Raw genomic sequence first — 26,385 nt, 5'->3', positions numbered from 1 at the left:
GTTGGCAACCAGACACAAAGCCTTAAAGGGATTTAATGGCAGTTTGGACAACCTTTGCAAATGCAGCAGGTTCATTCATCGCCATATCGGCAAGAATTTTTCTGTCCAAATCAATATTTGATAATTTTAAAGCATGCATAAATTTCGAATAACTAATATTGTTGATTCTACATGCAGCATTAATTCTGATAATCCACAAACTTCTAAAATCTCGTTTTTTTTGTTTTCTATCACGGAAGGCATAATACATGCTTCTTTCAAGCTGCTCTTTTGCTTTTCGAAAATGCTTTCTCCTGCCGCTATAAAAACCTCTGGCAAGTTTTAGTATCTTTTTGTGTCTTCTTCTTCTAACAACACCTGTTTTTACTCTCATTTTTTCTCCTTAACCTAATTTTATAGGTGTAGTCTTTTATGACTAAACTTTCCCTCTTAACCATAGAGGAGAGCCGCTTATCTTTATTGTGTATTTTATGCTTTGCAAAGCATATTTTTTACAGAATCAATATTTGCACTATGAACATAGTGAGGTGCATTCAGATTTGCTTTGCGTTGAGGGCTTTTTTTGGTCAAAATATGACTTTTAAAAGCGCTTCCACGTTTAATAAGATTCTTTTTTATCTTAAAACGCTTAGCTGCACCACGATTTGTTTTCATTTTTGGCATTGTTTTCTCCTTTCATAAGATGAAGTAAATTATTTATTTTTTTTAGGTACAAAAAGCCAAGAGACATATCTTCCCTCAGTTTTTGGCTCTTTTTCAGGCGCAGAAATATCTTCCATCATTTCACACACGCGTTCCAAAATACCTAAACCTGCCTTAGGATCACTATTTTCACGTCCTTTAAGGACTACTTTGAATTTCACATGTTTCCCTGCTTCAATAAATTCTCTAGCATGTTTGACTTTATAATTAATATCATTTTGAGCAATTTGGGTTGATAATTTAATTTCTTTTATATCAATTTGTTTTTGTTTTTTCTTAGCTTCTTTAAGCTTCTTTTCTGCTTGATAACGATATTTTCCATAATCCATTACTTTACATACAGGCGGGGTTGCATTTGGAGAAATCAATACCAAATCTAATCCCCTGGAATTAGCAATTTTTTGTGCTTCAGAAGAGGAAATAACACCAAAAACCTCTCCATCATCTCCTATACACCTCACTTCTGCAAAATCAATTTCTTCATTCAATAACATTTCTTCTTTACTCAAAAGCTAACCTCTTTCATTTTAGTTTCTACCATATCCAAAAACTCTTTCTGATTCATTTCATATTGAGTTTTCAATCTTCTATCGCGAATAGACAAAGTCTTTGTATGAACTTCTTTCTCACCTATAACGGCAATCATAGGCACACGCTGTTTTTCGGCATTGCGAACTTTTTTGCTTAAAGTTTCGTTCTTATCCATAATTTCAGCATATGCCCCCATACTCAAAAGCTCTTTTTTAATCTCTAAAGCATAAGCAAGTTGATCTTCAGAAATTGGAATAAGCACAACTTGCGTAGGAGCGACAAAAAAAGGAAATTCACCCCCAAAATGTTCTGTCAAAATCGCTACAAAACGTTCAAAAGATCCCAAAATTGCACGATGTATCATCACAGGCTGTTGGTAGGTATTATTCTCATCTGTATATTCAAGTCGAAATCTTTGAGGTAAATTCATATCAATTTGTACCGTTCCACACTGCCATTTCCTACCTATAGCATCTGTAATCTTAATATCAATTTTAGGTCCATAAAATGCTCCTCCTCCCTCATCAATACGATAAGAAATCTGATTGCTTTTGAGGGCATCTTGAAGCGCTTGTGTAGCTATTTCCCATACTTTATCATCTCCAATTGATTTTGCAGGTCTTGTTGAAAGCTCCATTTCATAACAAAAACCAAATGCGCCCATAATTTTACGAGTAAAATCAATAATATAGCTAACTTCATCTTTTATTTGGGAAGGACGACAAAAAATATGTGCGTCATCTTGCGTGAATTCTCTCACCCTCAAAAGCCCATGCAATACACCACTTTTCTCATGACGATGCACCACTCCATATTCATAAAATCGCAAAGGCAAATCACGATAACTTCTTGAGGCGCTTTGATAGACCTTGATATGTCCTACACAATTCATTGGTTTAATACCATATTCTACTTCATCAATAGTTGTAAAATACATATTTTCCTTATAATTATCATAATGCCCACTTATCTTCCAAACGCTACTTTTGAGAATTTCAGGACCTCTTACGGGTTCATATTCTCTTATAATCAATGCTTTTGTCAGAAGTTCTTCAATTCTTCTGCGAAGTCGCGCGCCTTTGGGCAACCAAATAGGAAGTCCTGCTCCAATTTCTTCATCAAAGCCAAAAAGCCCCATTTCAAGACCCAGCTTCCTATGATCACGCTTTTTAGCTTCTTCAAGTTGTTGGATATAGGCATTGAGACTTTCTTTATCTGCAAATGCGATTCCATAAATACGTGTAAGCATTTCAGCATTTTCATCGCCCCCCAGATAAGCCCCGGCAAGCTTAGTAAGTCTGAAGCTGTGAAGAAACTTCGTATTAGGCAAATGAGGACCACGACAAAGATCCTCAAAATCTCCTTGTTGATACACCCCAAATTCATCGCCTGTAATCCTACTCATAACAGCTTGCTTGAGTTCATCATTTGCAAATTTTTCCATTGCTTGTTTGCGAGTCATTGTCATTTTGAGAATTGGCAAACCTTTTTTAGCAATCTCTTTCATTCTCTTTTCAATGATACTTAAATCCTCTTCTCCAATCTTCGTACTTGTTTTAAAATCATAATAAAATCCCTCTTCCACTACAGGACCTACAAAAAACTTCGCATCTGCATAAATCTCTTTAATAGCTTGAGCCATTAGATGTGCGCATGAATGCCTAATAATGCTAAGAGACTCACTTGAATTATCAAAATAGATTTTATCCCCATTTATACCCTCTTTGTGCGCGGTTTGAGTATCAAAAATTTCATTATTATGTTTGATGCCAATAATTTCTGACATATAAAAACTACCTTTATTCTTACAAAATTTTGGGATTTTGAGCATTCTGTTATTTAAGCTAAAAACCTTTATTATAACACATATTGAATATAATCTCTATTAATTTCTTACTAATTATTTTCAATAATCATTTTATCTCATTTGCTTGTCTTGGTTTTTTCAAAAATGGAGATTATATTTAGCAATTTTATGTTTCAAAATATCTAATTTCATACCAAGCACTTCTGCACTCCTTTCCAGATCTCCCCTGCAATCGCTGCAAACTTCCCTAATAAGCTCACTTTCAAGATCGGCAATTTTAGAAGTATTCTCTTTAGAATTCCTGCTTTCTAAAAATAAGTCTTTTTCTTCAATAAATTTTCCTTCGCTGAGTATTGTTGCACGTTCAACTACAGAAAGCAATTCTCTAATATTCCCATACCATTCATAAGAAAGCATTTTATTTTTTGCATCCTCTGAAAAAACCTTAGGAGCAAAACCATATTGTTTTAACACACTTTCGAGTTTCCATTGTGCAAGCGGAAGAATTTCCTCTTTTCTTTCTTGGAGTGGGGGAATATAAATAGGGACTGTTTGAAGTCTAAAAAACAAATCCTCTCTAAACTCACCATTTTGAACTTTTTTTTGTATATGGGCATTGGTTGCAGAAATAAATCTTACATCAATTTTGATGCTTTTAGCACCTCCTAAGCGTGTAATTTCTTTTTCTTGAATAGCACGCAACAATTTACTCTGCAATCCTAAAGGCATTTCACCAATTTCATCTAAAAACACACTCCCCCCATTGGCTACTTCAAAAAGTCCGGCTTTGGAAGTGGTTGCATCCGTAAAAGCACCTTTTTCATACCCAAAAAGCTCAGATTCTAATAAATGATCCGGAATAGCTGCCATATTAATAGCAATAAAAGGAGCAAGATGGCGTGGAGAATTTTGATGAATAAAATTTGCAAAAACTTCCTTCCCTACTCCACTCTGCCCAAGCAAAAGCACGCTTGCATCTGTAAGAGCAACTTTTTGAGCTATCTTTTGAACTTCATGCAATGCTGCTGATGTGGCAATAAAGTGATGTTTTTGCTTCAAAGCCTTTTTTTGAGGAGATTTTAGATTGGTTTCTTGATGGGTTTTTTGAAATTCTATAAATTTTTTTGTTCGATAAATAGCTTCAAGCAAAAGTTCAGGTTTAAAAGGTTTTTGGAAAAAATCTTTTACCCCCAATCGAATAGAATCAATAGCCTTATTCAATGTAGCATTGCCGGTAATTACAATCGCCTCATAGCGTCCATCAAGCACTTTTAGAAACTCCAATCCATCCATTTGAGGCATATTAATATCTGTAATGATTAACTCAAAACTATCATCCAGACTTTTTAGGGCATCTTTTGGATTTTTAAAACTAACAATTTCCAGATCTTGATTATCGTTAAAAAACAATTCTAAACTTTTACGCATATTAATATCATCTTCAACAATAGCAATCTTCATTTTTTCTCCTTCCAGACTTCCAGTATCAAAAAACTATTATCAAGATAAGCTTCAACAGCTCTAGCAGGAAGAGTAAGCATGCTTTTACTCATCATTTGTGAATCACTCATCAAACCATCATCACGAATTTTTACCCCACTCTTATAGAGACACTCTAACACCGCATCTTTTTTAGCTCTTAAAATAATTTCCGGGGCTTCATCCATACTATCATCGCCTATAAAATCTCCAATATAAGTATCAATCCTACACTGATAATCAAATACATACCTACCGCTTTTGACTCGACTTTTTATAGGTTTTGAAATGCTATAGCGTTCCCCTTGCGCGATGCCATTTTTAACATATAATTGATAAGAAATTAAAAATTCTTTCTTTTTGGGTATGGAAACTATATCAGGCATCAAAGGATCCGGGAGTGGCAATTGCTCAGGAATCACTTGAGGTAAAATACCTGCCAAAGGTTTTAAAAAGAAACTTTGATGAGTTTGATGAGAAGGTAAAAAAGGAGGATTAAAGGGCTCTGTTCCCTCCGGCATATTATTTATAAGAGGCAAATCAAGAAAAGCATTTGGCAAAAGTTGGGGAGGATTGCTTTTCCAAGTCTGCATATCATAAGCTTCTCCCACTAAAATTATCCCCACTATTAAACCAACCAGATTTTTTATCACTAGATTTCTAAACCACCCTCATCATGATCTTCTTCCTCTATGTCTTCCTTAGGACAACGACTTACATAAGCAACCTTTTCGCCTGCGACATTGATGATTTTCACCCCACTTGTATTTCTACCTGCTTCGCGAATAGCCTCTATAGCCACGCGTATCATTTTACCACTTGTTGTAAGCACCATCAAATCCATATCTTCATCATTTACATTTACTACGCTTACAAGCTTGCCGGTTTTTGTTGTAAGCTTCATAGCAATCACACCCTTACCTCCACGACTTTGCAAACGATAGGCTCCTGCTAATGTTTGTTTGCCAATTCCTTGTTCGCTTACAGTAAGAAGTTTATCTGTATCTGCGCTAATAGTAGTTGCTGCGATTACATAATCTTCATTTGCTTTGAATCGTATCCCTGTAACCCCTCGACTTACCCTCCCGATCTCACGAATATCATCAATACCAAATCGTATGCACATTCCTTGATATGTAGCAATGAAAAGTTCTTTGACTTCTGTATCAATGATTTTTGCGCTTACAAGCTCATCTCCTTGATCCAAATTGATTGCGCGCACACCTACACTTCGAATATTGCTGTATTCGCTGAGATTGCTTCGCTTGACAATGCCGTTTTTTGTAAAAAATACCAAAGATTTATCTTCATTAAAATCTGTTGTTGTAATAGTTGCCATAATTTTTTCATCCGATTGGAGATTAATGAGATTAACTACTGCTTTACCAATGGCAGTTCTCCCTGCTTCCGGAATTTTATAAACCTTAAGCCAATAAAGCTGTCCTTTATTGGTTACAAACATAATAGTATCATGCGTATTGGCTACAAAAAAGGATTCGATAAAATCATCATCATGTGTATTGCCTGATATTTTTCCCTTACCGCCACGATTTTGTTTCTCATAAGTTTTTAGCTGTACACGTTTAACATACCCTCGATGACTCATTGTAACCACAACAGGTTCATTAGGAATCAAATCTTCAATATCAATGGCATCATAATCTTCTTCAATTTGCGTTTTTCTAGGAGAGCTAAACTTTTCTTTAATCTCAAGAAGTTCATTTTTGATGATATTTTTAAGCTCTTCTTCGCTTTTCAAAATTGCATTGAGTCTCTCAATTAACGCTAATAAATCAGCATATTCTTGTTCTATTTTATCGCGTTCTAACCCTGTTAGTCTCTGAAGTCTCATTTCCAAAATTGCCTTGCTTTGGAGCTCGCTTAAACCAAATTTTTCTATCAATCCATTCTTGGCTTCCTCACCATCTTTGCTGGATCTAATAAGCTTAATGACTTCTTCAATATGATCTAGGGCAATTTTGAGTCCTTCTAAAATATGCGCCCTTGCTTTAGCTTTTTCAAGTTCAAAAATCGTTCTGCGAATAACAACAGTTTTGCGATGAGATATAAACAAATTAAGCAACTCGGAAAGATTGAATATTTTGGGTTCTTTATTGTTAATAGCCAAAAGTATGATTCCAAAAGTAGATTCCATCGTTGTAGATTTGTAAAGATGGTTTAATACAATTTCACTCATTGCCTCTTTTTTTAACTCTATAACCACACGTATCCCTTCACGATCAGACTCATCTCTAACCTCTGAAATACCTTCAATAACTTTTTCTTTGACAAGATCGCTAATTTGCTCCACAAGCTTTGCTTTATTTGTCTGATAGGGAAGCTCATCAATAACAATCACATCTTTGGTCTTTGTTTTTTCTATATGCACTTTTGCTCGCACTCTAATCCTACCTCGACCTGTGCGGTAAGCATCTACAATTCCTTGCTTACCATAAATAATCCCTGCTGTAGGAAAATCAGGACCCTGAACAAACCCCATAAGCTCCTCTAATGGGGCATTTGGAGTATCGATCACACAAATTAATGCATCGATAATCTCATCTATTCGGTGGGGAGGGATAGAAGTGGCCATGCCTACTGCAATACCACTAGAACCATTTACTAAAAGATTGGGAATCCTACTGGGCAAAACATCGGGTTCTTTAAGAGTATCATCATAATTAGGGACAAAATCAACAGTATCTTTATCAATATCTTTGAGAATTTCTTCGCTTGCTTGGGTCATTCTTGCTTCAGTGTACCGCATTGCTGCAGCGTTATCTCCATCAATAGAACCAAAATTTCCCTGCCCATCAACAAGCTCAAGTCTCATTGAAAAATCTTGTGCCATTCTAACAAGCGCATCATATACTGCAGTATCTCCATGAGGATGATATTTACCAATTACATCCCCTACAATTCTTGCACTTTTTTTATAAGCCACTCTTGAAGTCAAACCCAATTCACTCATCGCATACAAAATTCTTCGATGAACAGGTTTTAAGCCATCTTTGGCATCAGGAAGTGCGCGTCCAATAATTACACTCATTGAATAATCAAGATAACTCTCCTTGATAGAATCATCAATTTTTACATCTACTACGCTTGTATTGTCCAATAAATTATCCATCATTACTCCAATATTTCTAATTACTTCTTTATTATTTTAACTTATTTTTGCTTAAAGGTGCTTTCAGCGCTTTGTTATCTAAAATTTAAGAAATATAATGACACCATATAAAGCTTCCCCACACCCCTATCCAGAAAATGAGTGCTACAAATTGAATTGCGCTCCCTATATCTTTGGCTTTTTTTGCCAAAGGATGAGATTGGAGACTAACAAAATCAATTGTATTTTCAATAGCGGTATTGATAAGTTCTGCAATAATTGAAATTACGCAGGGCAAAATCAAAAGTATATATTCCGCCCATGAGTTACCCATAAAAAATGCAAGCAAAATACACGCCAAAGCTAATACAAAAATCTGCCTAAAAGCTGCCTCATCTTTCCATGCTGCCAGGAGACCATCCTTGGAATAAAAAAAGGCATTCCAAACCCTTTTTAATCCTTTTTTGCCTTTTTTGTTATTTCTATTTGGCTGCATTGGGAATTGTTTGGGCTAACAAGTCATAATAATTAAAAATCTTAGCAAAAATTCTTTGCTGTGTCCCGACTTGATTGATATTTAAAATAAGATTTGGATGAATACGAAAATACACTGCCGGAGATTGCTTGGGCATTAAAGAAATTCTCACCCCTGAAGCCTCATTGATAGCCATGGATTCTAATCCATTGAGGGAATTTAACAAAGTGTCTTGATAGGGGCCTCCAAGCATACCGGTCATCGCCAAACCAAATCCTACCAATCCCTTTAGATTCTCAATACTTTGTTTATAAATATTATCATCAAAAGGAGTTTTTGGATTATCCTTTTGATAGGCTGCTTGCAACAAAGGATACAAAACATTCTTAAGATTGTCTGATGTTCCATTCATTAAGGCAAAAGACATTTTATCTATAGCGAAACTAAAATTATCAATATCTTCGCTAATTTTTTTCAAAGATCCTAACTTAGAATAAAAATAAATCATTGAATTTAAAATTGTTTTATTGCTAAATTTCTCACTTTTACTCCTGCCTTCAAGGTTATAGCCATATTGCATGCCTTTTGCCTGAATAATGCATTGGTTTTGACTACTAATTTCGCCTTCTTTTTTATCAATAATTTGATTTTTTTCACTACATTCAAAAGCAATGGGTTTAAACGCTTCATAGAGATCAAATATTTCAGTATTTTGTTCTTTGATTATTTCTTTATCAAGACCTTCAAGAGAGATTTTAGGAGATTTGATAGAAACTTGAATTGAGCTTGTCCCTATATCATCAATTTTCAAAGTCAGATCATTGAGTTTAAAAATCTCTTGATGATTCCCATCAAGAAATGCTATATGTTTGCTCACACATTGATAAGCACTCATGCCTGTACACACAAAAGGATCATAAGTAACCCACAAAGGTATATTTTCCGGAGCATAAGCTTGCACAAGACTTTCAAGCTGATCATTAAGCGTATTTTGTAATTCTACCCTGATTTTAGAACTTAATTTATACCCAATACCCAATAATGCAACAATTACCAAAGCTCCCAAAATCAATAAGCTTATCATAAATTTTTTACTAAACATAATAAAATATCCTTATAAAATTTCCAAGATTATAGCAGAATGAGAAATAAACCTCCCTTTAGAGAATCAAAAATCTTTCTAAAATCTAGCGTAGTATTTATATTTGTTGCAATATTTGCACTAATTTCTTTTTTCTCATTTTTCTCCTTGTTTGATAAACATTTTCTACTTTTCCCCAACTTCAAAATATAATTTCCCCTCTGAGTCCTGGCGGCTAAGACTTGGACTCCTGAGACATAAACTTTCTTTACCTCTGATAACATCCGGCAAGGAGTAGCCTTGTGCATTGATTTGTTCTGGCAGATCCTTAAATTGGACTTATTACCATTTTTACTATTCTTGTTTATCCCTTCACCCTCACATGTTTATTAGTAATGCATTATTTGATTAAATTTATTCTTTTTTTTTGCCTTATTTTTATATTCTTTTTGCTGACCAATGGGAAAATACTGTTATGTTGAGTTTTGAGTATGTCCATTCGCTAATTTTCTTCATTCTCATTTTCACTGTGCGTTGGTTCCCCAATAGTGTTTATTTGATCTTTTATGCATGCTCTCTTTCTTAAATCTTGTTTTCATGCCTTCAAAATCTCAGAGTAACTAATGGGATAAAGTTAAGTTTTTTAAATAAATTATGTTCATCAAATTTTCCTTATTTTGCTTTAAAATGAGTGTTTTATATTTTGATATAACATGCTTGTTCTTGCTTTTAGTTGCCACATGATAACATTAAATGGCAACCATTGTGATATAGGTAGTTTTGAAAAGTAATTTTTCTTATATTTTTCATTGTCTCTCCCGGTTGTAATTGACACAGATTTGTCTCATTTCTTTAAAAGTATTTTTCAGATTAAAAATTCGTAAATTAATGATTTTGGAAACTGAGAATACAAAAAATAAAAATCAACGATCATGTGATGCTTATATACATTCACGTTAATTGTAGTAAATTTGAGTTTATAAGCAGTTTTTAAATTCTTCTATGCTAAAATCCTACCTTGATAACCCATGAAGACTTTAGTGTTTTAGGCAGTTTTTAAATTCTTCTATGCTAAAATTTAATCAAATTCAAATCCATCGCTTTAAAGTTTTAGGCAGTTTTTAAATTCTTCTATGCTAAAATAGAAATTTTAAAAAGTTTCAAGAATATCCCGTTTTAGGCAGTTTTTAAATTCTTCTATGCTAAAATTAAATATGTCTTTCTGTTAATCCTAAAAGCGTTTTAGGCAGTTTTTAAATTCTTCTATGCTAAAATAAAACGTGATATGATTTCATCATGTTTTAAGTTTTAGGCAGTTTTTAAATTCTTCTATGCTAAAATCAAACATGCAATGAAAGAAAATGAAATCGAGTTTTAGGCAGTTTTTAAATTCTTCTATGCTAAAATAATATCACGTGATTGATATGCTGTAAATTCGTTTTAGGCAGTTTTTAAATTCTTCTATGCTAAAATAGGATGTTGCTGTTTAAAGCTTATCGGGGGGTTTTAGGCAGTTTTTAAATTCTTCTATGCTAAAATAGACCTTGTTTTTATTCCCTAAATTAAATTTGGGAGAAAAAAGGTCAAAAAGCATAGAAAATATGCTATAATACCAATCTTTAGAAGAAGAATTTAAAAACTGCCTAGAATAAATGGTTATAGGGTTCCATGTGGAGTTACAATCTCCGAAAAACCCTAAAATAATAAATATTTTTCATTATCTTCAAGCCTTTTAAAACAACTTTCAAAAATAAATCAATATTTTTAGCAAATTTTTCTCTAACAAATATCCGGTAAATATCCACATTTAGTCTAATAACCCACAATGCAAAAAATCTTATAAAATCAATTCGAATCTTGGTATTTGAGAAATTTGTATTATCAATAAAATAAAATTTTAATTATATTTAAATAAAATTATTAAATTTATTTTCCAAATTTTACAAACTAATTGGTTGTAAAATCAACAAAATCTAGCAGTTTTATAACTATAATTTATAGGACATCACAGATCATAAGTGTGAAATACAATATGCTTCATAAAATAAACAAAAATTATAAAAAAATGACAAAAACATTACAGAATGAAACTAATAAACTATGGTTGGGAATATCATATACCATCAAATAAAGAAAATATAAAATGCTATAATGGTGTCCTCGACGGGATTTGAACCTGTGACCTTATGATTAGGAATCATACGCTCTATCCTGCTGAGCTACGGGGACAAATGCAATAAAAAACCGCATCTCAAGCCTGAAAAAGCCCAAAATGCGGTAAAAACTTATTTTTTTGCTTTTGCGACGAGATCTTTAAGACCTTTGCCGGGTTTGAATTTTGGAACCATTTTATCAACTGTTTTATAAGTTTTGTTGCTGCCAGGAACCTTTCCTGTTTTACCTTTTTGGAGTGCAGTCTCAAATTTTCCAAAACCAACAAGTTCAACGCTTTGTTTTTTTGAAAGAGCTTTTTCTACTGCGCCAACAAAAGCATTTACTGCAGTTTCAGCTTCCTTCTTGGTTGTATACTCGCCGGCATCTTTTACAAAGTCTACAAACTCTGCCTTATTCATAATAAACCTCCATATTTTAGGATATTTGTGTTTTTATTCAAAACGTGGCTATTCTACATATATTTTTTTTTAAAATCAAGTATTTTAGGGGATTTTTCAAAAATTTTATGTATTTTTCGACTTTTTAAGACATTTTAATATAGAATATCTCAAAAGATTCTAAAAAATAAGGATTTTATAATGGCAATAAAAGTGGCGATCAATGGAACCGGTAGAATTGGACTTTGCACAAGCAGGATCATTGGCACTAGAGAAGATATAGAGCTTGTTGCGCTTAATACCACTACAGACATTGACACCTTACTTCATCTTATCCGTTATGACTCTGTACATCGAGGTTATGATGCCCAAAAAATTGATGAAAATACCCTTCGCATCGGGAATAATAAAAATGTCAAAATCCTCTCTGATAGAGACCCATCTAATCTAGACTTCTCAAAATATGGCGCAACAGGAGTGATTGAATGCACAGGCAAATTCAATTCATTAGAAAAATCTTCCCTTCATCTAAAAAACAATATACAAAAAGTTATTATCTCTGCGCCCGCGGACAATACCCCTACTTTTGTCTATGGAGTTAATCACACTCATTATAAGGGTGAAAAAATTATTTCAAATGCTTCTTGCACCACCAATTGCCTTGCTCCAATTGTTAAGGTTTTGCATGATTGTTTTGGAATCCAAAATGCTTTGATGACTACAATCCATAGCTACACCAACGATCAAAATATTCTAGATGTCAAGCATAAAGATATAAGACGTGCAAGGGCTGCTGCACTCAATCTCATACCCACTACCACAGGAGCAGCCAAAGCCATAGGATTGGTGATACCTGAACTTGAAGGCAAACTCAATGGATTTGCTATTCGTGTCCCTACCCCTGATGTAAGCTTAATAGATTTAAGCATCAATGTTTCTCTCCAAGTAACCAAAGAATCTATCAACGAAGCTTTTCTTATAGCGCAAGAAAATACAATGAAAGGGCTTATTCTTGTAGATAATGATAAATGTGTTTCCAGTGATTTTATTGGTTCACCCTATAGCGCTATTTTCGTACCTGATAAAACACTCGTGCTTGGAGATAAAAGTGCAAAAGTTCTCGCATGGTATGATAATGAAATGGGATATAGTCATAGGCTTGTAGATATGAGTGTGTGGGTTTTGAATCATTAGAGTTAAATAATGTTAAGTTTCAATCAATACTTTGATAAAAATCCTGAACTCAAGCACCTCTCTCATCCAAGTAAAAAGGCACTTGATAGTGTTTTTGATATTATTTCTTTAGAGCGAAAAAACCAAAAAAGCGGTTATTATGAATTACCCTTTGAAGATAAAGCCCTAAAAGACTCTCAAAAATATATTCAAGAAAATGAAAAATTTTTAGAAAATATTAAAAATATTCTTATTATTGGCATTGGAGGAAGTTCTTTAGGATTAAAAGCTATTGATAGCATTCTCTCTCATTTGCCTTCACGCAAGAATATTTCTCTGACTTTTTTAGAACACACTGATCCTATTGAGATACAAAAGTCTCTTTTAAATATCCAAACTTCCGACTCACTTTTTATTATTATTTCCAAATCCGGGACAACAATTGAAACTTCATCTCTAATGAAATATGTAATTAATAAATATCACTTATTAGATACACCACAAAAGAAATCTCACCTTGTCCTCATTACAGATGAAGATTCACCATTACATCTTTTTGCCAAAGAACAAGAAATTTCTGTCCTTACAATTGCCAAAAATATTGGTGGAAGATTTTCCGTGCTTAGTTCTGTGGGGATTTTTCCACTCATGCTATTGGGGTATAATGCAAGTGAATTTTTAAAAGGGGCTGCAGAATTTGAAGAAAGGTTTTTTGAACGCAAAGAAGAACATTTACTTAAAAAAGCTATTTTTTTAGCCAAAAATCGCGATCGATTCCATATTAATATTTTATTTTCATATTCAAGTGCATTCAAAGATTTTAATTTTTGGTATGTGCAGCTATGGGGAGAATCCTTAGGCAAATTAGACATATATGGGAAAAAAGTTGGGCTTACCCCTATTGGTCTTATTGGCAGCATTGATCAGCATTCATTCTTACAGCTTATCACACAAGGTTTGATGGACAAAACAGTAACTTTTATCAGTATCAACCGTGCCAAATATATTGAACCAAAAATCCCCAATCTTAGTTTTAAATATTTAGAATCTACAGATTTTGTTAATAACACATCATTTTCTAAACTTCTCAATCTCCAACAAATTGCCACTATGGAAACAATACAAAATGAAGGCATCCCCACAGATCATATTGAAATTGACGAGCTATGTGAAAAAAGTCTGGGAAAACTTATTATTTATTTTGAACTTCTCACTTCTTGCGTGGGGGGAATTTTCAATATCAACTCTTATGATCAGCCCGGTGTAGAATTTGGGAAAATTCGTTTGCGAGAAATGTTTTAAAATATTATCAAAAGTTTAAATCTGATAAAATTACAACTTAGTTCATTTCGCAAAAGGAGTCCATATGCTACAAGTAGCCAGCATCACCTTAATGCAACAAACAAAAAGTATTCGTGATATTGATATTGAAAACAAAAAAATTCTTATTCGTGTAGATTTTAATGTCCCTATGGATAATGATTTTAATATCTCTGATGACACAAGAATTCGGGAAGCATTGCCTACAATTAATTATTGCATTGACAATAACCCACAATCCATTATTCTTGTAAGCCATCTTGGACGTCCAAAAGGAAAAAGTCCTGAATTTTCACTCAAACATATTTTGAAACGACTAGAGCGTCTTTTGGGCAAAGATATTGCTTTTGCTGATAGTATTGAATCTGCACAAATACTCCAAAGCACTCTCCCCAAAGGCAGTGTCATCTTACTTGAAAATATTCGTTTTTACGAAGGTGAAGAAAAAAATTCTAAAGATTTAAGTCAAAAACTTGCACAACTTTGTGATGTTTATGTAAGTGATGCTTTTGGAACAAGTCATCGTGCCCATGCAAGCACTTATGGAATAGCAGCATTTACCAAAGAAAAAGTTGCCGGACTTTTACTCAAAAAAGAGATCGACTCTTTTGCCAAAGCTTTGGCAAATCCTCTTAAACCTGTCTTACTCATCGTCGGAGGAAGCAAAGTAAGCTCAAAGCTTGAATTACTTTCTAATATTTTAGATGTCATAGACAAAATCATTATTGGTGGAGCAATGAGCAATACTTTTCTCAAAGCAATCGGTTATAATATGCAAAAATCTATGACCGAAGATACCTTGATTCAAGATGCCCTCAAAATTATTGAACTTGCCAAAACAAAAAATGTCAAAATCTACTTGCCTGTAGATGTAGTAAGCACTGATGATATTAAAGAACACAAAAATATCAAAATCACCCCGTCTCAAGATGTACCCGAAGGACATATGGCAGTAGATATGGGACCGGCAAGCACTAAACTTTTTACAGAAGTTATTCATTCTAGCCAAACTATTATTTGGAATGGACCGCTAGGTATTTATGAAATTTCTCAATTTTCCAGAGGGACATTCAATATAGCCCATGCGATTTCAGACACCTATGCTTTCTCCCTCATTGGCGGAGGAGATACTGCTGATGCTATTGATAAGGCCGGAGAAAGAGACAATATGAGTTTCATTTCTACAGGCGGGGGAGCATCTCTGGAACTTCTAGAGGGTAAAATCCTTCCTGCATTTGAAGTTTTGGATAAAAAATAACAATAAAGGAGTACTCATTGGACATACTGCGTCGTTAGGGCTATGGATTTTCAGAGTTTGCCTTCAATACAGATTCTACAAATCCATAGTCTCAAAGTTTTTATTTTCACAAAGGTTGCGATATGATGAATGTATTTATGAAAAAAAAACATCTTGTAACTAGGGAAAGTTTCCAAAGCACCGAGAATATTAATCTGGATGAAGGGATAATTCTTTGGATTGATCTTCTCCACCCTAGCAATTCTGAAGTCTCTTATATAGCCAAAACCTATATGCTTGATATTCCCACCAAAGAAGAACGTGAGGAAATCGAACAAAGTGCAAGGTATTGGGAAGATAGCGCAAGCATTACAATCAACACTTATTTTTTGATGCGAAACTCACAGCTTGAACTTCACAATCAAACAGTTACCTTTATCCTCTACAAAGGTATTCTTTTTACTATTCGTTATAATGAATTTAGAATTTTTGATGAAATCCAACAACGTGTTTTAGCAAGCCCAAAAAACTTTGGAGATGGATTTGATCTGATCAGTAAGATTTTTGAAGTACGTGTAGAAAAAGATGCTGACATGCTCGAAAGCGCAGGAAAAGAGACTAGCCAACTTAGGAGAAATGTAGTTTTTAACGAAAATAATCTTGATCATGATGCTATTTTAGCTAATCTTTCTTCCCTTCAAGAACTCAATATGGCATTGCGCGATTCACTTTTTGACAAACGCCGTGCCATTACTGCATTGCTCAAAAGCGACAAAGTAGATATGGATGTGAAAAAGAACCTTACCATTGCCCTTAAAGATATCAATTCGCTTGTAGAATTTACCACAGTTAATATGAATGTTCTTGACAATATTCAAAGCCTATTTACCAGCCAAATTAATGTCGAACAAAATAAAATTATTAAAGTTTTTACAGTAGCTACTATGGCAATGATGCCTCCTACTCTGATTGGCACAATTTATGGAATGAATTTTAAACATATGCCTGAACTTACTTGGGAATTTGGTTATCCTTTTGCAATCATCATCATGATTATTTCAACAATTCTTCCGGTAATTTACTTCAAGAAAAAAGGTTGGCTATAAATGTTTGAATGGTTGTATAACCCTAATGCCTGGGCTGCATTAACAACCCTTACGTTACTTGAAATTGTGCTTGGGATTGATAATATTATTTTTATTGCCATTCTTGTTGGCAAACTCCCCCATCACCAAAGAGACAAGGCAAGAATCTTAGGATTAGGGTTAGCAATGTTTACGCGTATTGCCTTGCTTGCATCGCTTTTTTGGATTATGAAACTTACCCAACCTCTTGTAAATATTTTAGGAAATGAAATTTCAGGACGAGATATTATTCTTATCTTAGGAGGGCTCTTTCTTATTTATAAAAGCACTCATGAAATTCACTCTCAAATCAACCATACCACCCAAGAAGAATTTAGTCCAAAAAAAAATTTAGGGTTCTTCCCTGCTCTTATTCAAATTGCAATTTTGGATATTATTTTTTCGCTTGATTCTGTTATTACTGCAGTAGGAATGGCAGATCATCTCATGGTTATGATCATTGCTATTATACTTGCAGTTCTTATTATGATGATAGCTTCTAAAAGCATCTCAAATTTTGTGGATAATAACCCTACTATAAAAACCCTGGCTCTTGCTTTTTTAATCATGATAGGTATTGCATTAATAGCTGATGGATTAGATTTTCACATACCTAAAGGGTATATTTATTTTGCAATGGTTTTTTCTCTTGTAGTTGAATCTATTAATATTTATATGAATAAAAAATCTAAAAAATAGATCTTTTAAAGCATTTTAACACCCTAAGTTATTTTAAAATAAAATCTAAATAGCTTTATATCGCAAACTTTAATATCATTATTGAGACTTATTGATAATAATTTTATTTTTATATTAAGTATAAAATTATTTATAAGATACCTTCCCGGCTTGTCTGTAATAGCGCTCTTTTTGTGTCAAGTTTCCATTTGTGCCACCGGAATGAATAAAAACAATCTCATTGTCTGTAAAATCATGCAAATGCTCCATAATACACAACCAACCCAAACAATCATATATCAAATCAAATTCAATACCTAAGTCCAACCATTCTGTATAAACTTCCCAAAGCCTGTCATCAGGTTTAGCAAAAGGAATTTTTTTATGTATAGACAACACATGGGGATGCTCGGCGATGCCCATAGCTACAAATAAGCTTTTTAAATATTCTTCATTCCCTGCACTTGGAGTTGTAAATACATTAGGAATCAATTCTGAAAGATAACCCGAACTTGCTCCGGTGCCTGAAACATAAAAAATAATTGGATTTTTCAACGATGCCATCTGAGTTTTAAGCTCTAAGGCTAATCTTTGAATACCTACTCTTGCAATCTCACATGCCCCTCCTTGTGGGATAAATTGCACACCATCTCCTAATGACTTAGAAATTTCAAGTGCTCTTTTTTGGAGCATATTCACATTCACATGCTCTTTGGATGTCAAATATTCAAACAAAACTCCATTCTCTCTTGCCAAAGCTAAATTTCCTTGTGGAAATTGTTCTAAAAATGAACTAAGCACAGGAGTAACATAAAAAAATTGACATCCCTTGATTTTGGCAATATAAGAAAGAGTGGCTAACCCATTAGATTGATTGCCTCCATAACTCACCAAAATTTTCATATCCAGATTCAATAATCCTTCAAATTTACGAGCTTTATTACCATTAAATAAGGGGTGAATTAAGTCATCACGCTTGATATAAAATTTTCTTCCTCGCCAAATATACTCTTGTAATGGGGAAGGAAATTTGAGCAATCTATTTTCCCAAGCAAAATTCACCAAACATTTTGTCAAACATTTCTGATATATCATAAGGTCTTGTAACTGCGCTTATAGCTTCAATTGCATCTTTAATATTATATGAAAAAAGTTCTAATTCCAAGTTCTCAAAAACACAGGCAGCTTTTTGGAGCGCGTCAATAGCTTTTTTAAATGATTCAATCTGAAAAACAGAAGTCAAAAGCATCTCATCACCAACTTCATCTTCAGAGATAATAGAAGAAAAAATATTTTTAAGTCTCAAAGTGCAATCTTGAGAATCTTTGGTGCTAATAACAATACTTTGGTAAGGAATTGTTATCAAAGATTCTAAAACAGAAAAACTCATTTTAGCGGGCAAATCACTTTTGTTCAAAATAATAACACAATGTTTATCCTTATAGGTATTAATGAGTTTCAGAATTTCTTTATCTTCTTGTGTAATTTCTTCAGAAGCATCAAAAACAACCAATACAATATCGCTCTCTTCTATAGAATTGATACTTTTTTGAATCCCTAATGACTCAATCATATCTTGAGTTTGGCGAATACCGGCGGTATCAACAATACGTATTGTATGACCATCAACATGAATACTTTCTTCGATTGTATCTCGTGTTGTGCCTGCTATGGGACTAATAATAGCTCGATCATAAAGTAAAATAGCATTTAATATTGAACTTTTGCCAACATTAGGTCTCCCAACAATACTTAAACGATACCCTTCAATCATGCCTTGACGCATTTTTGAAAATTCATAAATATATTTTAATCGATTTTGCATTTCTTCAATTTGGTTCAAAGTATTTGCTACTATATTAGAGGGGATATCTTCTTCGCTATAATCAATCATAACTTCACTGTAGCTAAGCATTCTTACCAAAGCTTCTCTGCATTGATCCACAAAAATTCCCAACTCACCTTTAAGTTGCTTGGCAAGCACTTTAAGAATTTTTTCACTCTTGGCATCTATGATTTTAGAAATTGCATTAACTTGAGAAAAATCAATGCGTCCATTCAATAAGGCTCTTTTGCTAAACTCACCCGGAAGTGCAAGATGAGCACCCTTATGCAAGCATGTCTCTACAATCATCCTTGCACTCATTGCCCCACCATGGCATTGTATTTCGCACACATCTTCTCGTGTATAACTATATGGTGCTTTGAAATAAATAATAATAGCTTCATCAATCAATTCATTAGAAGAATTATATATTGATGAAAGTGTAGCATATCGGGGTGAAAATTCTTTTTTGTGGCTAATCTCTAAAGTAATTCTTAATGCTTCCTCTCCACTCATTCTTACAATCGCCATTGCTCCCTTACCTATAGGTGTAGAAACAGCAACAATGGTTCGTTTTTCATTCATTTTTAATAAAATCACTTATAATAATATAGCGTTCATCCAAAGAATTTATTCGAAAAGATACATATTTATTTGGAAAAATTTCACGTAATCTTTTTAAGGCTATGTAGGCTAATATCCCATCTAATGGCTTTGTTTGTGCCTTACCACTTTCTTTTATTGTTGCAATAATACCTTGAAGATAAATTTCCATAGCTTCTTCTTGATTTTTTAAAAAATGTGCAATTTCTAATCGAATATTATAACCATACTTAGGATGAATCCAGTTAAAAAGCAAATAAGACAACGCCTTGTATCTATATCCTTTTTCTCCAATCATCAAAGCAGAATCTTGACCATCTAATAAAATCAAAAGCGTTTGAGAATCATATACGCTGACATTAATTGTATCAATCTTATAGGGCATTGTCATAAATAATGCCTTCAGTTCAGTCTCAATTTCTTGGATTACTCCATTAGGATCTTGAATTTCTTTAAAAAAGTTCTCTTCAATCTCATGACTTTGAATTTCAAATCCATCAGAATATAAATGATTTGGATGTGTTATATCATGCTTTTGGAGATTCTGTATAGATGTCTTAGATGAGTTGGTCTGCGTTGTTAATTTTGGAGGCGGTGATATTTGATGAGAAGATTTTTTTTCTTCTGTATTTTTGGTGATTGTTGCTACAATCACAGCCTCTTTTTTGCCTATACCCAAAAACCCTTTTGAAGGCGCTTGGACAATTTCATAATCAAGTTCAGTAACCGAACAGCCTAACTCTAAAGATGCCTGCGTAATAGCTTCTTGCAAAGTTTTGGCAACAATTTTTCTCATTTCTTACTCTCATTGGTGATGTTGGTGTTTATGCTCTTCAATTTCTAAAGCTTTTTTCCTATCAAGCATTCGATTGATAAGAAGCTGCTGAATAATCGAAAATATATTATTTACCGTCCAATAAAGCACAAGCCCGGCGGGGAAAGTGATTAAGAACAATGTAAATACCACAGGCAAAAGCTTAAAAATCTTAGCCTGTGTGGGATCTGCAATTGTATTGGGCGTCAAAACCTGATGCAAATACATTGAAATACCCATTAAAATTGGCAAAACAAAATAAGGATCCATAACCGATAAGTCATGAATCCATAAAATCCACCCTGCACTCTTAAGCTCAACAGCGTTATAAAGCACACGATAGATAGCGAAGAATACTGGAATTTGGAGAATCAAAGGCAAACACCCACCCAAAGGATTGGCTCCATGTTTTTTATACAATTGCATCATTTGCGCCTGAATTTTTTGAGGATCACCTTTGTATTTTTCCTGAATTTCTTTCATTTTAGGGGCAATATCTTTAAGTTTTTGCATACTTACCATTCCCTTATAACTCAATGGATAAAGAATAATACGCACAATTAAAGTAAGTAAAATAATCGCCCAACCCCAATTTCCAATATAATGGTGAAGAAATTGAAGCAGCAAAAATACCGGCCTGGCAAAAAAGGTGATAATTCCATATTCAACCACATCTGTAAGAATAGGATAAATTTGTTTGAGTTCTTGATAATTTTTAGGTCCTATATAACCTTCAAATTCTGCATCCCCGCTATACTTAATAAAAGGCAACGGATCTTTTGTGCCTTCTTGTGCATCAATGATAGCATCAAAACCTTTGGGGGATTGGGTAAAAAATAAAGATGTATAATATCTATCTACACTGGCAATAAATTTTGCCCCTGCAAATTCTTGAAAACTATCTGCTTTTTTATCCTCAACTTTTTCAATCTTGCCCTCAGCATTCTCAAGTAACACACCATGAAAAGCATATCCATCTGCATCAGCCACAGGTCTGGAACCATTGGTAACAAAATAAGACAAATTTTTATGGTTCAATTCAATTTTAACATCATATTTAAGATTAGGATAAAAAGTAATTATTTTTTTAATTAAAATTCCCTTTAATGTTTGAGTCAAAGTAATTGTTTGCGGAGAATTTTCGATATTAAGATATTTTGTAGAAGGCTGATAGGAGGTACTGAAAGCTTGATTATTAATCTCTACATCTGAGAATCTAATTTCCAAAGGTTTGAGGGCATCCTTACCTAAAAGCGGGAGTTTACTAATAATCTCTTGAGGTTTGCTTGCAAAACCAAAAAGTCTTTTGATATGATCAAAAAATCCCTCTTGCTTAGGGGCAGTAAATTTTTTATCTTTGAGATAGATTTGAGAAATTCGCCCCAATGAATCAATTGTAATTTCTGTGTCTTTAGTTATAACCCCGGCAATTATATTATTAGCATCAAAACCATCATTTTCTTGCGCAGAAGTTGATGTGGAAATAGAATTTTGGGATTGGGATAGAGATTGTTTAGAAGTATCTTGTGCTTTTTGTATTTGTTCAGCAGGCAAGGGAATATTTTCTTGGGAAGGTTTTTGGAAATAACCATAAATCACAATAAATAAAAATGAAAATGCAACCGCTAAAATAATCCGTAAATTATTATTCTGTTTCAATAATGCTCCTCTATAGTGATTTGATAATATAAAATTTTGATTTTGATGTGTGTGCTAAAGGCACTAGCCAAAAAAGTATTTTTTGAGGTGATGAAAATCTAACTTCCAAAGCTCTGTGACCAATAGGATAATCAATCCCTCCGACAAAAAATTGATTACATTTTAAAACCCTCAAGCAAATTTTCAAAAATGCACATAATGGAGACTCAAAACGAATGCACCACAAAGCATATTCTGAGCACGTAGGATAATACCTGCAGCTACCGGGCAAAAGAGGAGAAATAAATTTTTGGTAGAAAAAAACTAATTTTTCCACCATATAAACAACCCCCAAACGAAATATACTCATAATGCCTCCATTTTTAGCTGTTGTAAAAACGCTTTTTATATGGTTTTGTTCGCAAAGATGACAAACCGGAAGAAAGAGGGATCCTCAAACATTTTAAGAAATCTCGCTCTAACTCTTCATAAGAAAGCTGAGTAATCCCATCCTTTGCTACGAAAATCATTGCATAATTTTCAAGTTTTTGGAAATGACTCTTGCACAAAAATCTTACTCTTCGTTTTATAAGATTACGCTTAACAGCCTTGCCCACCTTTTTTGAAATACTAAGCCCCAATAAAAAATTATTGCAAGCCGATAGTCTGTCTTGAAACAAAAATCTACCCTCCCCTAATTCTATTAAATAAAGAGTAAAATTTTTTGCATATCTTTTGATGCCTCTTTTATATACAAAATCAAATTCTTTTTTATTCTTTAGAGAACCCACACAATTTAAATCCATTTAGACTGCAAGTCTTCTTCTTCCTTTGGCTCTTCTGGCATTGATAACTTTCCTGCCATTTTTAGTTTTCATTCTTAGGCGAAAACCATGTGTGCGTTTTCTTGGCGTATTATGCGGTTGATATGTTCGCTTCATTAATATCCCTTAGTATAAAATAAAGCTTGTATTATAATGGATTTTTACTTAATAAAAACTTCTAGATTACTTGGTTTGATTTTTATCTTCGACTAAAATATAGATTTCTTTGAGATCGTTTTTTTGGAGCAGATCTACTATTTTGACAAAACTGTCTAAATCGCTGTCTTTATCTCCTTCCAGCACTACCGGAGTGTCTTTAGGATATGAATTTATTTTATTTTTTAAAGTATCAAAACTGACTTCTTTATTATCGAGATAATATTTGCCATGATTATTAATAGCAATATGTACTTGTTTTTTATCTAAAACTTTTTGAGCTTGAGAAGAATTTTCATCAACTTTTGGAATATTAATAGGCAATTTAGAAGTGGAAACAAAAGATGCCGTAGTTAAAACAATAACCAAAAGCACAAGCATAATATCAATAAAAGGAACAAGATTCATAGAATCCATTTTTTTCATTTTATACCCTTAAGAATCAATATCTAAACGCTTAGGAATAGCTTTAGTTGCAACAGGGGGATTATGATAAATATCCCATTTTGTAATAATAATTTCACTCTTTCGCACAAGCATATTATAGATCACAATAGAAGGGATTGCTACAATGAGACCCATTGCTGTGGCTTTGAGTGCCAAGGCAAGCCCTATCATAATTGCTTTAGTATCTACAAAAGAAGTAGATCCAATATCAACAAATGTAATCATAATCCCCGCAACTGTTCCCAAAAGACCTACATAGGGAGCATTTGATCCTATTGTTGCAATTAAAGTTAATCGCTTATGGAGATCCAACTCAAGTTCGCGTTTATCAGCATAATCATCTACTCGCACTGTTGCATAAAACCAAACTCTCTCAATCCCTATTGCAATTACGATAACAGATAAAAATCCCAAGAATCCCAAAATACCATAATCAAGCCATTCTTTCATCTCTAACCCTTATAATAATTTTTCAAACTCGCCTCAGCTTCCCTATCAAGTATTTTTTTCTTAATGCTTTCGCGTTTATCATGAAGATTTTTTCCTTTAACCAAAGCAATTTCAAGCTTTACTTTGTTTCTTTGATTGAAATAAATTCTTAAAGGGACAATGCTAAGCCCTTGCATACTTACTTGTCCAAATAATTTATCAATTTGCCTGCGATGTAAAAGTAGTTTTCTATCACGCCTTTCATTAGGCTTGTAATAAGGGTTTGTCGTGCCCAAATAAGAAATGTGCATACCAAATACAAATGCTTCATTTCGCACAATTTTAACAAAACTATCTTTAAGATTTACTCTCCCACTTCGCAATGCTTTTACTTCCGATCCCTGCAGAGAAATACCCGCCTCTACGCTTTCTAAAATCTCATAATCAAAAAAAGCTTTTTTATTTTTTGCTACAAACATCAACTTCCCTTTTTTCCTTCAGACAAAAAAAGCTACTCCCACTCCCACTAAAAAACCATTCATCTCCAAGTTCTTTTTCAATTTTAGCAAGTTTTGGATACGCTTTTAAGGCAGGCATTAGCAAGTCATTTAGATTTTCACGTTTATGAAGTAATAAAATTTGCTTACTTTGTGTTTTTTCCAAATTTTTTATATCCATCACATCCATATGGTTAGATAAATAGTTTTGACAAATATCATATCTTTCATAAACGATTTTAGTATCACAAGGTATATTTGGCGTAAAAATTTTTAACTCACATGCTTTCTCATCATATTTTTGCAATACTTCCCCAATTCCTGAAACATTCGCACTTTCATAACCACTCACAAAAAAACTTACATCTGCTCCAACCTTCATACCTATAGCGCGGAGTTGCGTTTGTGTCAGGGCTAAATTAAAAAATTCATTTATTTTGCTAAGACACACCCCTGCATCTGCGCTTCCTCCACCCAATCCCGCACCTTTTGGAATACCTTTTTGCACTTCAATATCAAGGCATTCAAGCATAGAAGTATCTTTTTTATTGGTATCTAAATAATTTTTGAGTTCCAAAATGACTTTATAAATTAAATTTTGTTCTTTTTGACAACCAAAATTACCCTTAAGAGAAAATTTAGGGGCATTTTTTATCTCAACAATATCCTTTAATTCTCCTTTTGTCAAAACAAAACGTGAAGAAATTTGATGGTATGATCCCTTAGATCCTATAATTTTTAAAAAAATATTTACTTTTGGAAATACTTCAAATATCAATCTTGGCCTTTTTAATGCTTAATATGCTTACCAATACTATCAAGGGTATGGTTATCAACACCTATAGAGGCTTTTTTATTTTCTGAAGTTATAGCTTCTCGCAACTCACTTCGAAGTATCAAAGTATTGGGCGGGGCTTGGAAACCTAACTTCACGCTCCCTCTATCAACAGATATGATTTTGACAATAATATTATCGCCAATTACAATACTCTCATCAGGTTTTCTTGATAAAATTAACATTTTTATTCATCCTATTTAATAAATACTTGATACTCTTGTCTTCTAAAACTTCAATTATAGAGAAAAAATCCTCAAAATTGGCTATATAGATACCTGATCTTTGATTTTTTAACAAAAATTTCCTTCCTAACCATAAATTTTCCCTTATCTCATCAGAGAAATCAGAAATTATGGGATAATCAAGCACACTTAAAGGATTAATATTTTCTATTTTACCTACTTTGGCTTGAAATTTTCCCTCCCGCACCCTCTCTAAAGAGCAAAGCACCCCATCTACTCCCAAAGCCTTAGCTATCATCTCACCAATGCTGCGAATATAAGCCCCCTCACTGACACTTGCACAAAAGCTAATATAAGGATGGCAATACTGCAATAATTCTATATCAAAAACCTGCATTTTAACTTGACTAAGCTTCACTTCCATGCCCAATCTTGCAAGCTCATAAGCCCTTTTTCCTTGAATTTTTTTGGCACTATATATAGGAGGTGTATAGACAATCTCACCCTTAAGAGAATCTAAAATATTTCGTATTTTATTTTCCTCAACATGATCGACTTTTTTGACATAAAACACATTTTCTGTATCTAAACTTGGACTTTTTGCTCCTAACCATAAAGTTGCTTTATAAACTTTAGGGCTTTTTGATATATAAGGAAAAAGTTTTGTATAACTTCCAAACCCTACAATCAAGCTTCCGCGTGCAAAAGGATCAAGCGTCCCTGAATAACCTGCTTTTTTAACCCCATAAGTATGTTTGAGTTTATGTAAGAAAAAATTACAAGAAATCTGGGAAGGTTTATAGACTGCGATCAAGGCTTCCAAAGTATTGCCATCCTTAAATTTTAATTATTTTTTATAAGTTT

Annotated in this window: 27 protein-coding genes, 1 tRNA gene, 1 pseudogene and 1 CRISPR repeat array; of the genes and pseudogenes, 5 read left to right on the top strand and 24 right to left on the bottom strand. The window is 33.5% G+C overall.

Going from position 1 to position 26,385, the window contains the following annotated elements; genetic code table 11:
* Positions 1–22: 22 nt before the first annotated feature.
* From rplT to BKH45_RS06420, 11 genes and pseudogenes are all read right to left on the bottom strand, one after another.
* Positions 23–373: a 50S ribosomal protein L20 gene (gene rplT / locus BKH45_RS06475; RefSeq protein WP_095274670.1), complete on the bottom strand. Its 351-nt coding sequence runs from the start codon at positions 371–373 to the stop codon at positions 23–25.
* Positions 374–468: 95 nt separating this feature from the next.
* On the bottom strand, positions 469–663 hold the full coding sequence (gene rpmI / locus BKH45_RS06470; RefSeq protein ID WP_095274669.1) for a 50S ribosomal protein L35: 195 nt from the start codon (positions 661–663) through the stop codon (positions 469–471).
* Positions 629–1,211, bottom strand: a pseudogene (gene infC, locus BKH45_RS06465) (translation initiation factor IF-3). The gene rpmI and the pseudogene infC overlap by 35 nt, the downstream one beginning before the upstream one ends.
* Complete coding sequence (thrS, locus tag BKH45_RS06460; protein WP_219349993.1) at positions 1,208–3,019, bottom strand: threonine--tRNA ligase; 1,812 nt, start codon at positions 3,017–3,019, stop codon at positions 1,208–1,210. The pseudogene infC and the gene thrS overlap by 4 nt, the downstream one beginning before the upstream one ends.
* A 159-nt stretch (positions 3,020–3,178) precedes the next feature.
* Positions 3,179–4,501, bottom strand: a complete 1,323-nt coding sequence (locus BKH45_RS06455) for a sigma-54 dependent transcriptional regulator (protein ID WP_095274666.1) — start codon at positions 4,499–4,501, stop codon at positions 3,179–3,181.
* Positions 4,498–5,172 (bottom strand): hypothetical protein, encoded by a 675-nt coding sequence (locus BKH45_RS06450; protein WP_095274665.1) that lies wholly within the window; start codon positions 5,170–5,172, stop codon positions 4,498–4,500. Before BKH45_RS06450 ends, BKH45_RS06455 begins: the two co-directional genes overlap by 4 nt.
* Entirely contained in the window at positions 5,172–7,652 is a 2,481-nt protein-coding gene (gene gyrA / locus BKH45_RS06445) for a DNA topoisomerase (ATP-hydrolyzing) subunit A (protein WP_180675683.1), read from the bottom strand. The genes BKH45_RS06450 and gyrA overlap by 1 nt, the downstream gene beginning before the upstream one ends.
* A gap of 82 nt (positions 7,653–7,734) precedes the next feature.
* A complete protein-coding gene (locus tag BKH45_RS06440) occupies positions 7,735–8,124 on the bottom strand; it encodes a diacylglycerol kinase (RefSeq protein ID WP_095274663.1) in 390 nt (129 codons plus the stop codon).
* Positions 8,111–9,205, bottom strand: a complete 1,095-nt coding sequence (locus BKH45_RS06435; protein WP_095274662.1) for a hypothetical protein — start codon at positions 9,203–9,205, stop codon at positions 8,111–8,113. The genes BKH45_RS06440 and BKH45_RS06435 overlap by 14 nt, the downstream gene beginning before the upstream one ends.
* A 955-nt stretch (positions 9,206–10,160) precedes the next feature.
* Positions 10,161–10,723: a CRISPR direct-repeat array (repeat unit 36 nt; unit sequence GTTTTAGGCAGTTTTTAAATTCTTCTATGCTAAAAT).
* Between the two features lie 613 nt (positions 10,724–11,336).
* Positions 11,337–11,413: transfer RNA gene (locus tag BKH45_RS06425), tRNA-Arg, on the bottom strand.
* A 56-nt stretch (positions 11,414–11,469) separates the two neighbouring features.
* Positions 11,470–11,757: an HU family DNA-binding protein gene (locus BKH45_RS06420; RefSeq protein WP_095274660.1), complete on the bottom strand. Its 288-nt coding sequence runs from the start codon at positions 11,755–11,757 to the stop codon at positions 11,470–11,472.
* A 180-nt stretch (positions 11,758–11,937) separates the two neighbouring features.
* Between BKH45_RS06420 and gap the strand changes: the two genes are divergently transcribed.
* The 5 genes from gap (at position 11,938) to BKH45_RS06395 (ending at position 17,289) form a co-directional block, all read left to right on the top strand.
* Positions 11,938–12,930 (top strand): type I glyceraldehyde-3-phosphate dehydrogenase, encoded by a 993-nt coding sequence (gap, locus tag BKH45_RS06415; RefSeq protein ID WP_095274659.1) that lies wholly within the window; start codon positions 11,938–11,940, stop codon positions 12,928–12,930.
* Positions 12,931–12,939: 9 nt separating this feature from the next.
* The gene (locus BKH45_RS06410; RefSeq protein WP_095274658.1) at positions 12,940–14,211 is read left to right on the top strand and encodes a glucose-6-phosphate isomerase; all 1,272 of its coding nucleotides are present in this window, start codon (positions 12,940–12,942) and stop codon (positions 14,209–14,211) included.
* 64 nt (positions 14,212–14,275) lie between these two features.
* Positions 14,276–15,487 carry a phosphoglycerate kinase gene (locus tag BKH45_RS06405; RefSeq protein WP_095274657.1) on the top strand — a complete coding sequence of 404 codons (1,212 nt, stop codon included), beginning with the start codon at positions 14,276–14,278 and terminating at the stop codon, positions 15,485–15,487.
* A gap of 122 nt (positions 15,488–15,609) precedes the next feature.
* Positions 15,610–16,572 (top strand): magnesium/cobalt transporter CorA, encoded by a 963-nt coding sequence (gene corA, locus BKH45_RS06400; RefSeq protein WP_095274656.1) that lies wholly within the window; start codon positions 15,610–15,612, stop codon positions 16,570–16,572.
* Positions 16,573–17,289, top strand: coding sequence for a TerC family protein (locus tag BKH45_RS06395; protein ID WP_095274655.1), 717 nt, complete (start codon positions 16,573–16,575; stop codon positions 17,287–17,289).
* A 126-nt stretch (positions 17,290–17,415) separates the two neighbouring features.
* On the opposite strand, the gene BKH45_RS06390 is transcribed toward BKH45_RS06395, so the two are convergent.
* The 13 genes from BKH45_RS06390 to truB form a co-directional block, all read right to left on the bottom strand.
* Positions 17,416–18,306 (bottom strand): hypothetical protein, encoded by an 891-nt coding sequence (locus BKH45_RS06390; protein ID WP_143428390.1) that lies wholly within the window; start codon positions 18,304–18,306, stop codon positions 17,416–17,418.
* 1 nt (position 18,307) lies between these two features.
* Positions 18,308–19,678 carry a tRNA uridine-5-carboxymethylaminomethyl(34) synthesis GTPase MnmE gene (mnmE, locus tag BKH45_RS06385; protein WP_095274688.1) on the bottom strand — a complete coding sequence of 457 codons (1,371 nt, stop codon included), beginning with the start codon at positions 19,676–19,678 and terminating at the stop codon, positions 18,308–18,310.
* The gene (locus tag BKH45_RS06380) at positions 19,671–20,492 is read right to left on the bottom strand and encodes a Jag N-terminal domain-containing protein (RefSeq protein WP_095274653.1); all 822 of its coding nucleotides are present in this window, start codon (positions 20,490–20,492) and stop codon (positions 19,671–19,673) included. The genes mnmE and BKH45_RS06380 overlap by 8 nt, the downstream gene beginning before the upstream one ends.
* 9 nt (positions 20,493–20,501) lie before the next feature.
* Positions 20,502–22,169, bottom strand: coding sequence for a membrane protein insertase YidC (gene yidC / locus BKH45_RS06375; RefSeq protein WP_095274652.1), 1,668 nt, complete (start codon positions 22,167–22,169; stop codon positions 20,502–20,504).
* Between the two features lie 10 nt (positions 22,170–22,179).
* On the bottom strand, positions 22,180–22,518 hold the full coding sequence (gene yidD / locus BKH45_RS06370) for a membrane protein insertion efficiency factor YidD (protein ID WP_257874509.1): 339 nt from the start codon (positions 22,516–22,518) through the stop codon (positions 22,180–22,182).
* Positions 22,519–22,531: 13 nt separating this feature from the next.
* A complete protein-coding gene (gene rnpA / locus BKH45_RS06365; protein WP_257874508.1) occupies positions 22,532–22,954 on the bottom strand; it encodes a ribonuclease P protein component in 423 nt (140 codons plus the stop codon).
* On the bottom strand, positions 22,955–23,089 hold the full coding sequence (gene rpmH, locus BKH45_RS06360) for a 50S ribosomal protein L34 (RefSeq protein WP_095269548.1): 135 nt from the start codon (positions 23,087–23,089) through the stop codon (positions 22,955–22,957).
* A 66-nt stretch (positions 23,090–23,155) separates the two neighbouring features.
* Positions 23,156–23,554: a biopolymer transporter ExbD gene (locus BKH45_RS06355; protein WP_095274651.1), complete on the bottom strand. Its 399-nt coding sequence runs from the start codon at positions 23,552–23,554 to the stop codon at positions 23,156–23,158.
* A 9-nt stretch (positions 23,555–23,563) separates the two neighbouring features.
* The gene (gene exbB, locus BKH45_RS06350) at positions 23,564–24,025 is read right to left on the bottom strand and encodes a TonB-system energizer ExbB (protein WP_095274650.1); all 462 of its coding nucleotides are present in this window, start codon (positions 24,023–24,025) and stop codon (positions 23,564–23,566) included.
* A gap of 2 nt (positions 24,026–24,027) precedes the next feature.
* Positions 24,028–24,486, bottom strand: coding sequence for an SsrA-binding protein SmpB (gene smpB, locus BKH45_RS06345; protein ID WP_095274649.1), 459 nt, complete (start codon positions 24,484–24,486; stop codon positions 24,028–24,030).
* Positions 24,464–25,279 carry a 4-(cytidine 5'-diphospho)-2-C-methyl-D-erythritol kinase gene (locus BKH45_RS06340; protein WP_095274648.1) on the bottom strand — a complete coding sequence of 272 codons (816 nt, stop codon included), beginning with the start codon at positions 25,277–25,279 and terminating at the stop codon, positions 24,464–24,466. The genes smpB and BKH45_RS06340 overlap by 23 nt, the downstream gene beginning before the upstream one ends.
* A gap of 11 nt (positions 25,280–25,290) precedes the next feature.
* Positions 25,291–25,521, bottom strand: coding sequence for a carbon storage regulator (locus BKH45_RS06335; protein ID WP_095274647.1), 231 nt, complete (start codon positions 25,519–25,521; stop codon positions 25,291–25,293).
* Complete coding sequence (gene truB / locus BKH45_RS06330; protein ID WP_095274646.1) at positions 25,496–26,344, bottom strand: tRNA pseudouridine(55) synthase TruB; 849 nt, start codon at positions 26,342–26,344, stop codon at positions 25,496–25,498. The genes BKH45_RS06335 and truB overlap by 26 nt, the downstream gene beginning before the upstream one ends.
* Between the last annotated feature and the right edge of the window lie 41 nt (positions 26,345–26,385).

The sequence above is a fragment of the Helicobacter sp. 11S03491-1 genome, from assembly GCF_002272835.1.
GTDB lineage: Bacteria > Campylobacterota > Campylobacteria > Campylobacterales > Helicobacteraceae > Helicobacter_J.
The sequence above is the reverse complement of the archived record's forward strand: the minus strand, read 5'-3'. Positions and strand labels throughout refer to the sequence as shown.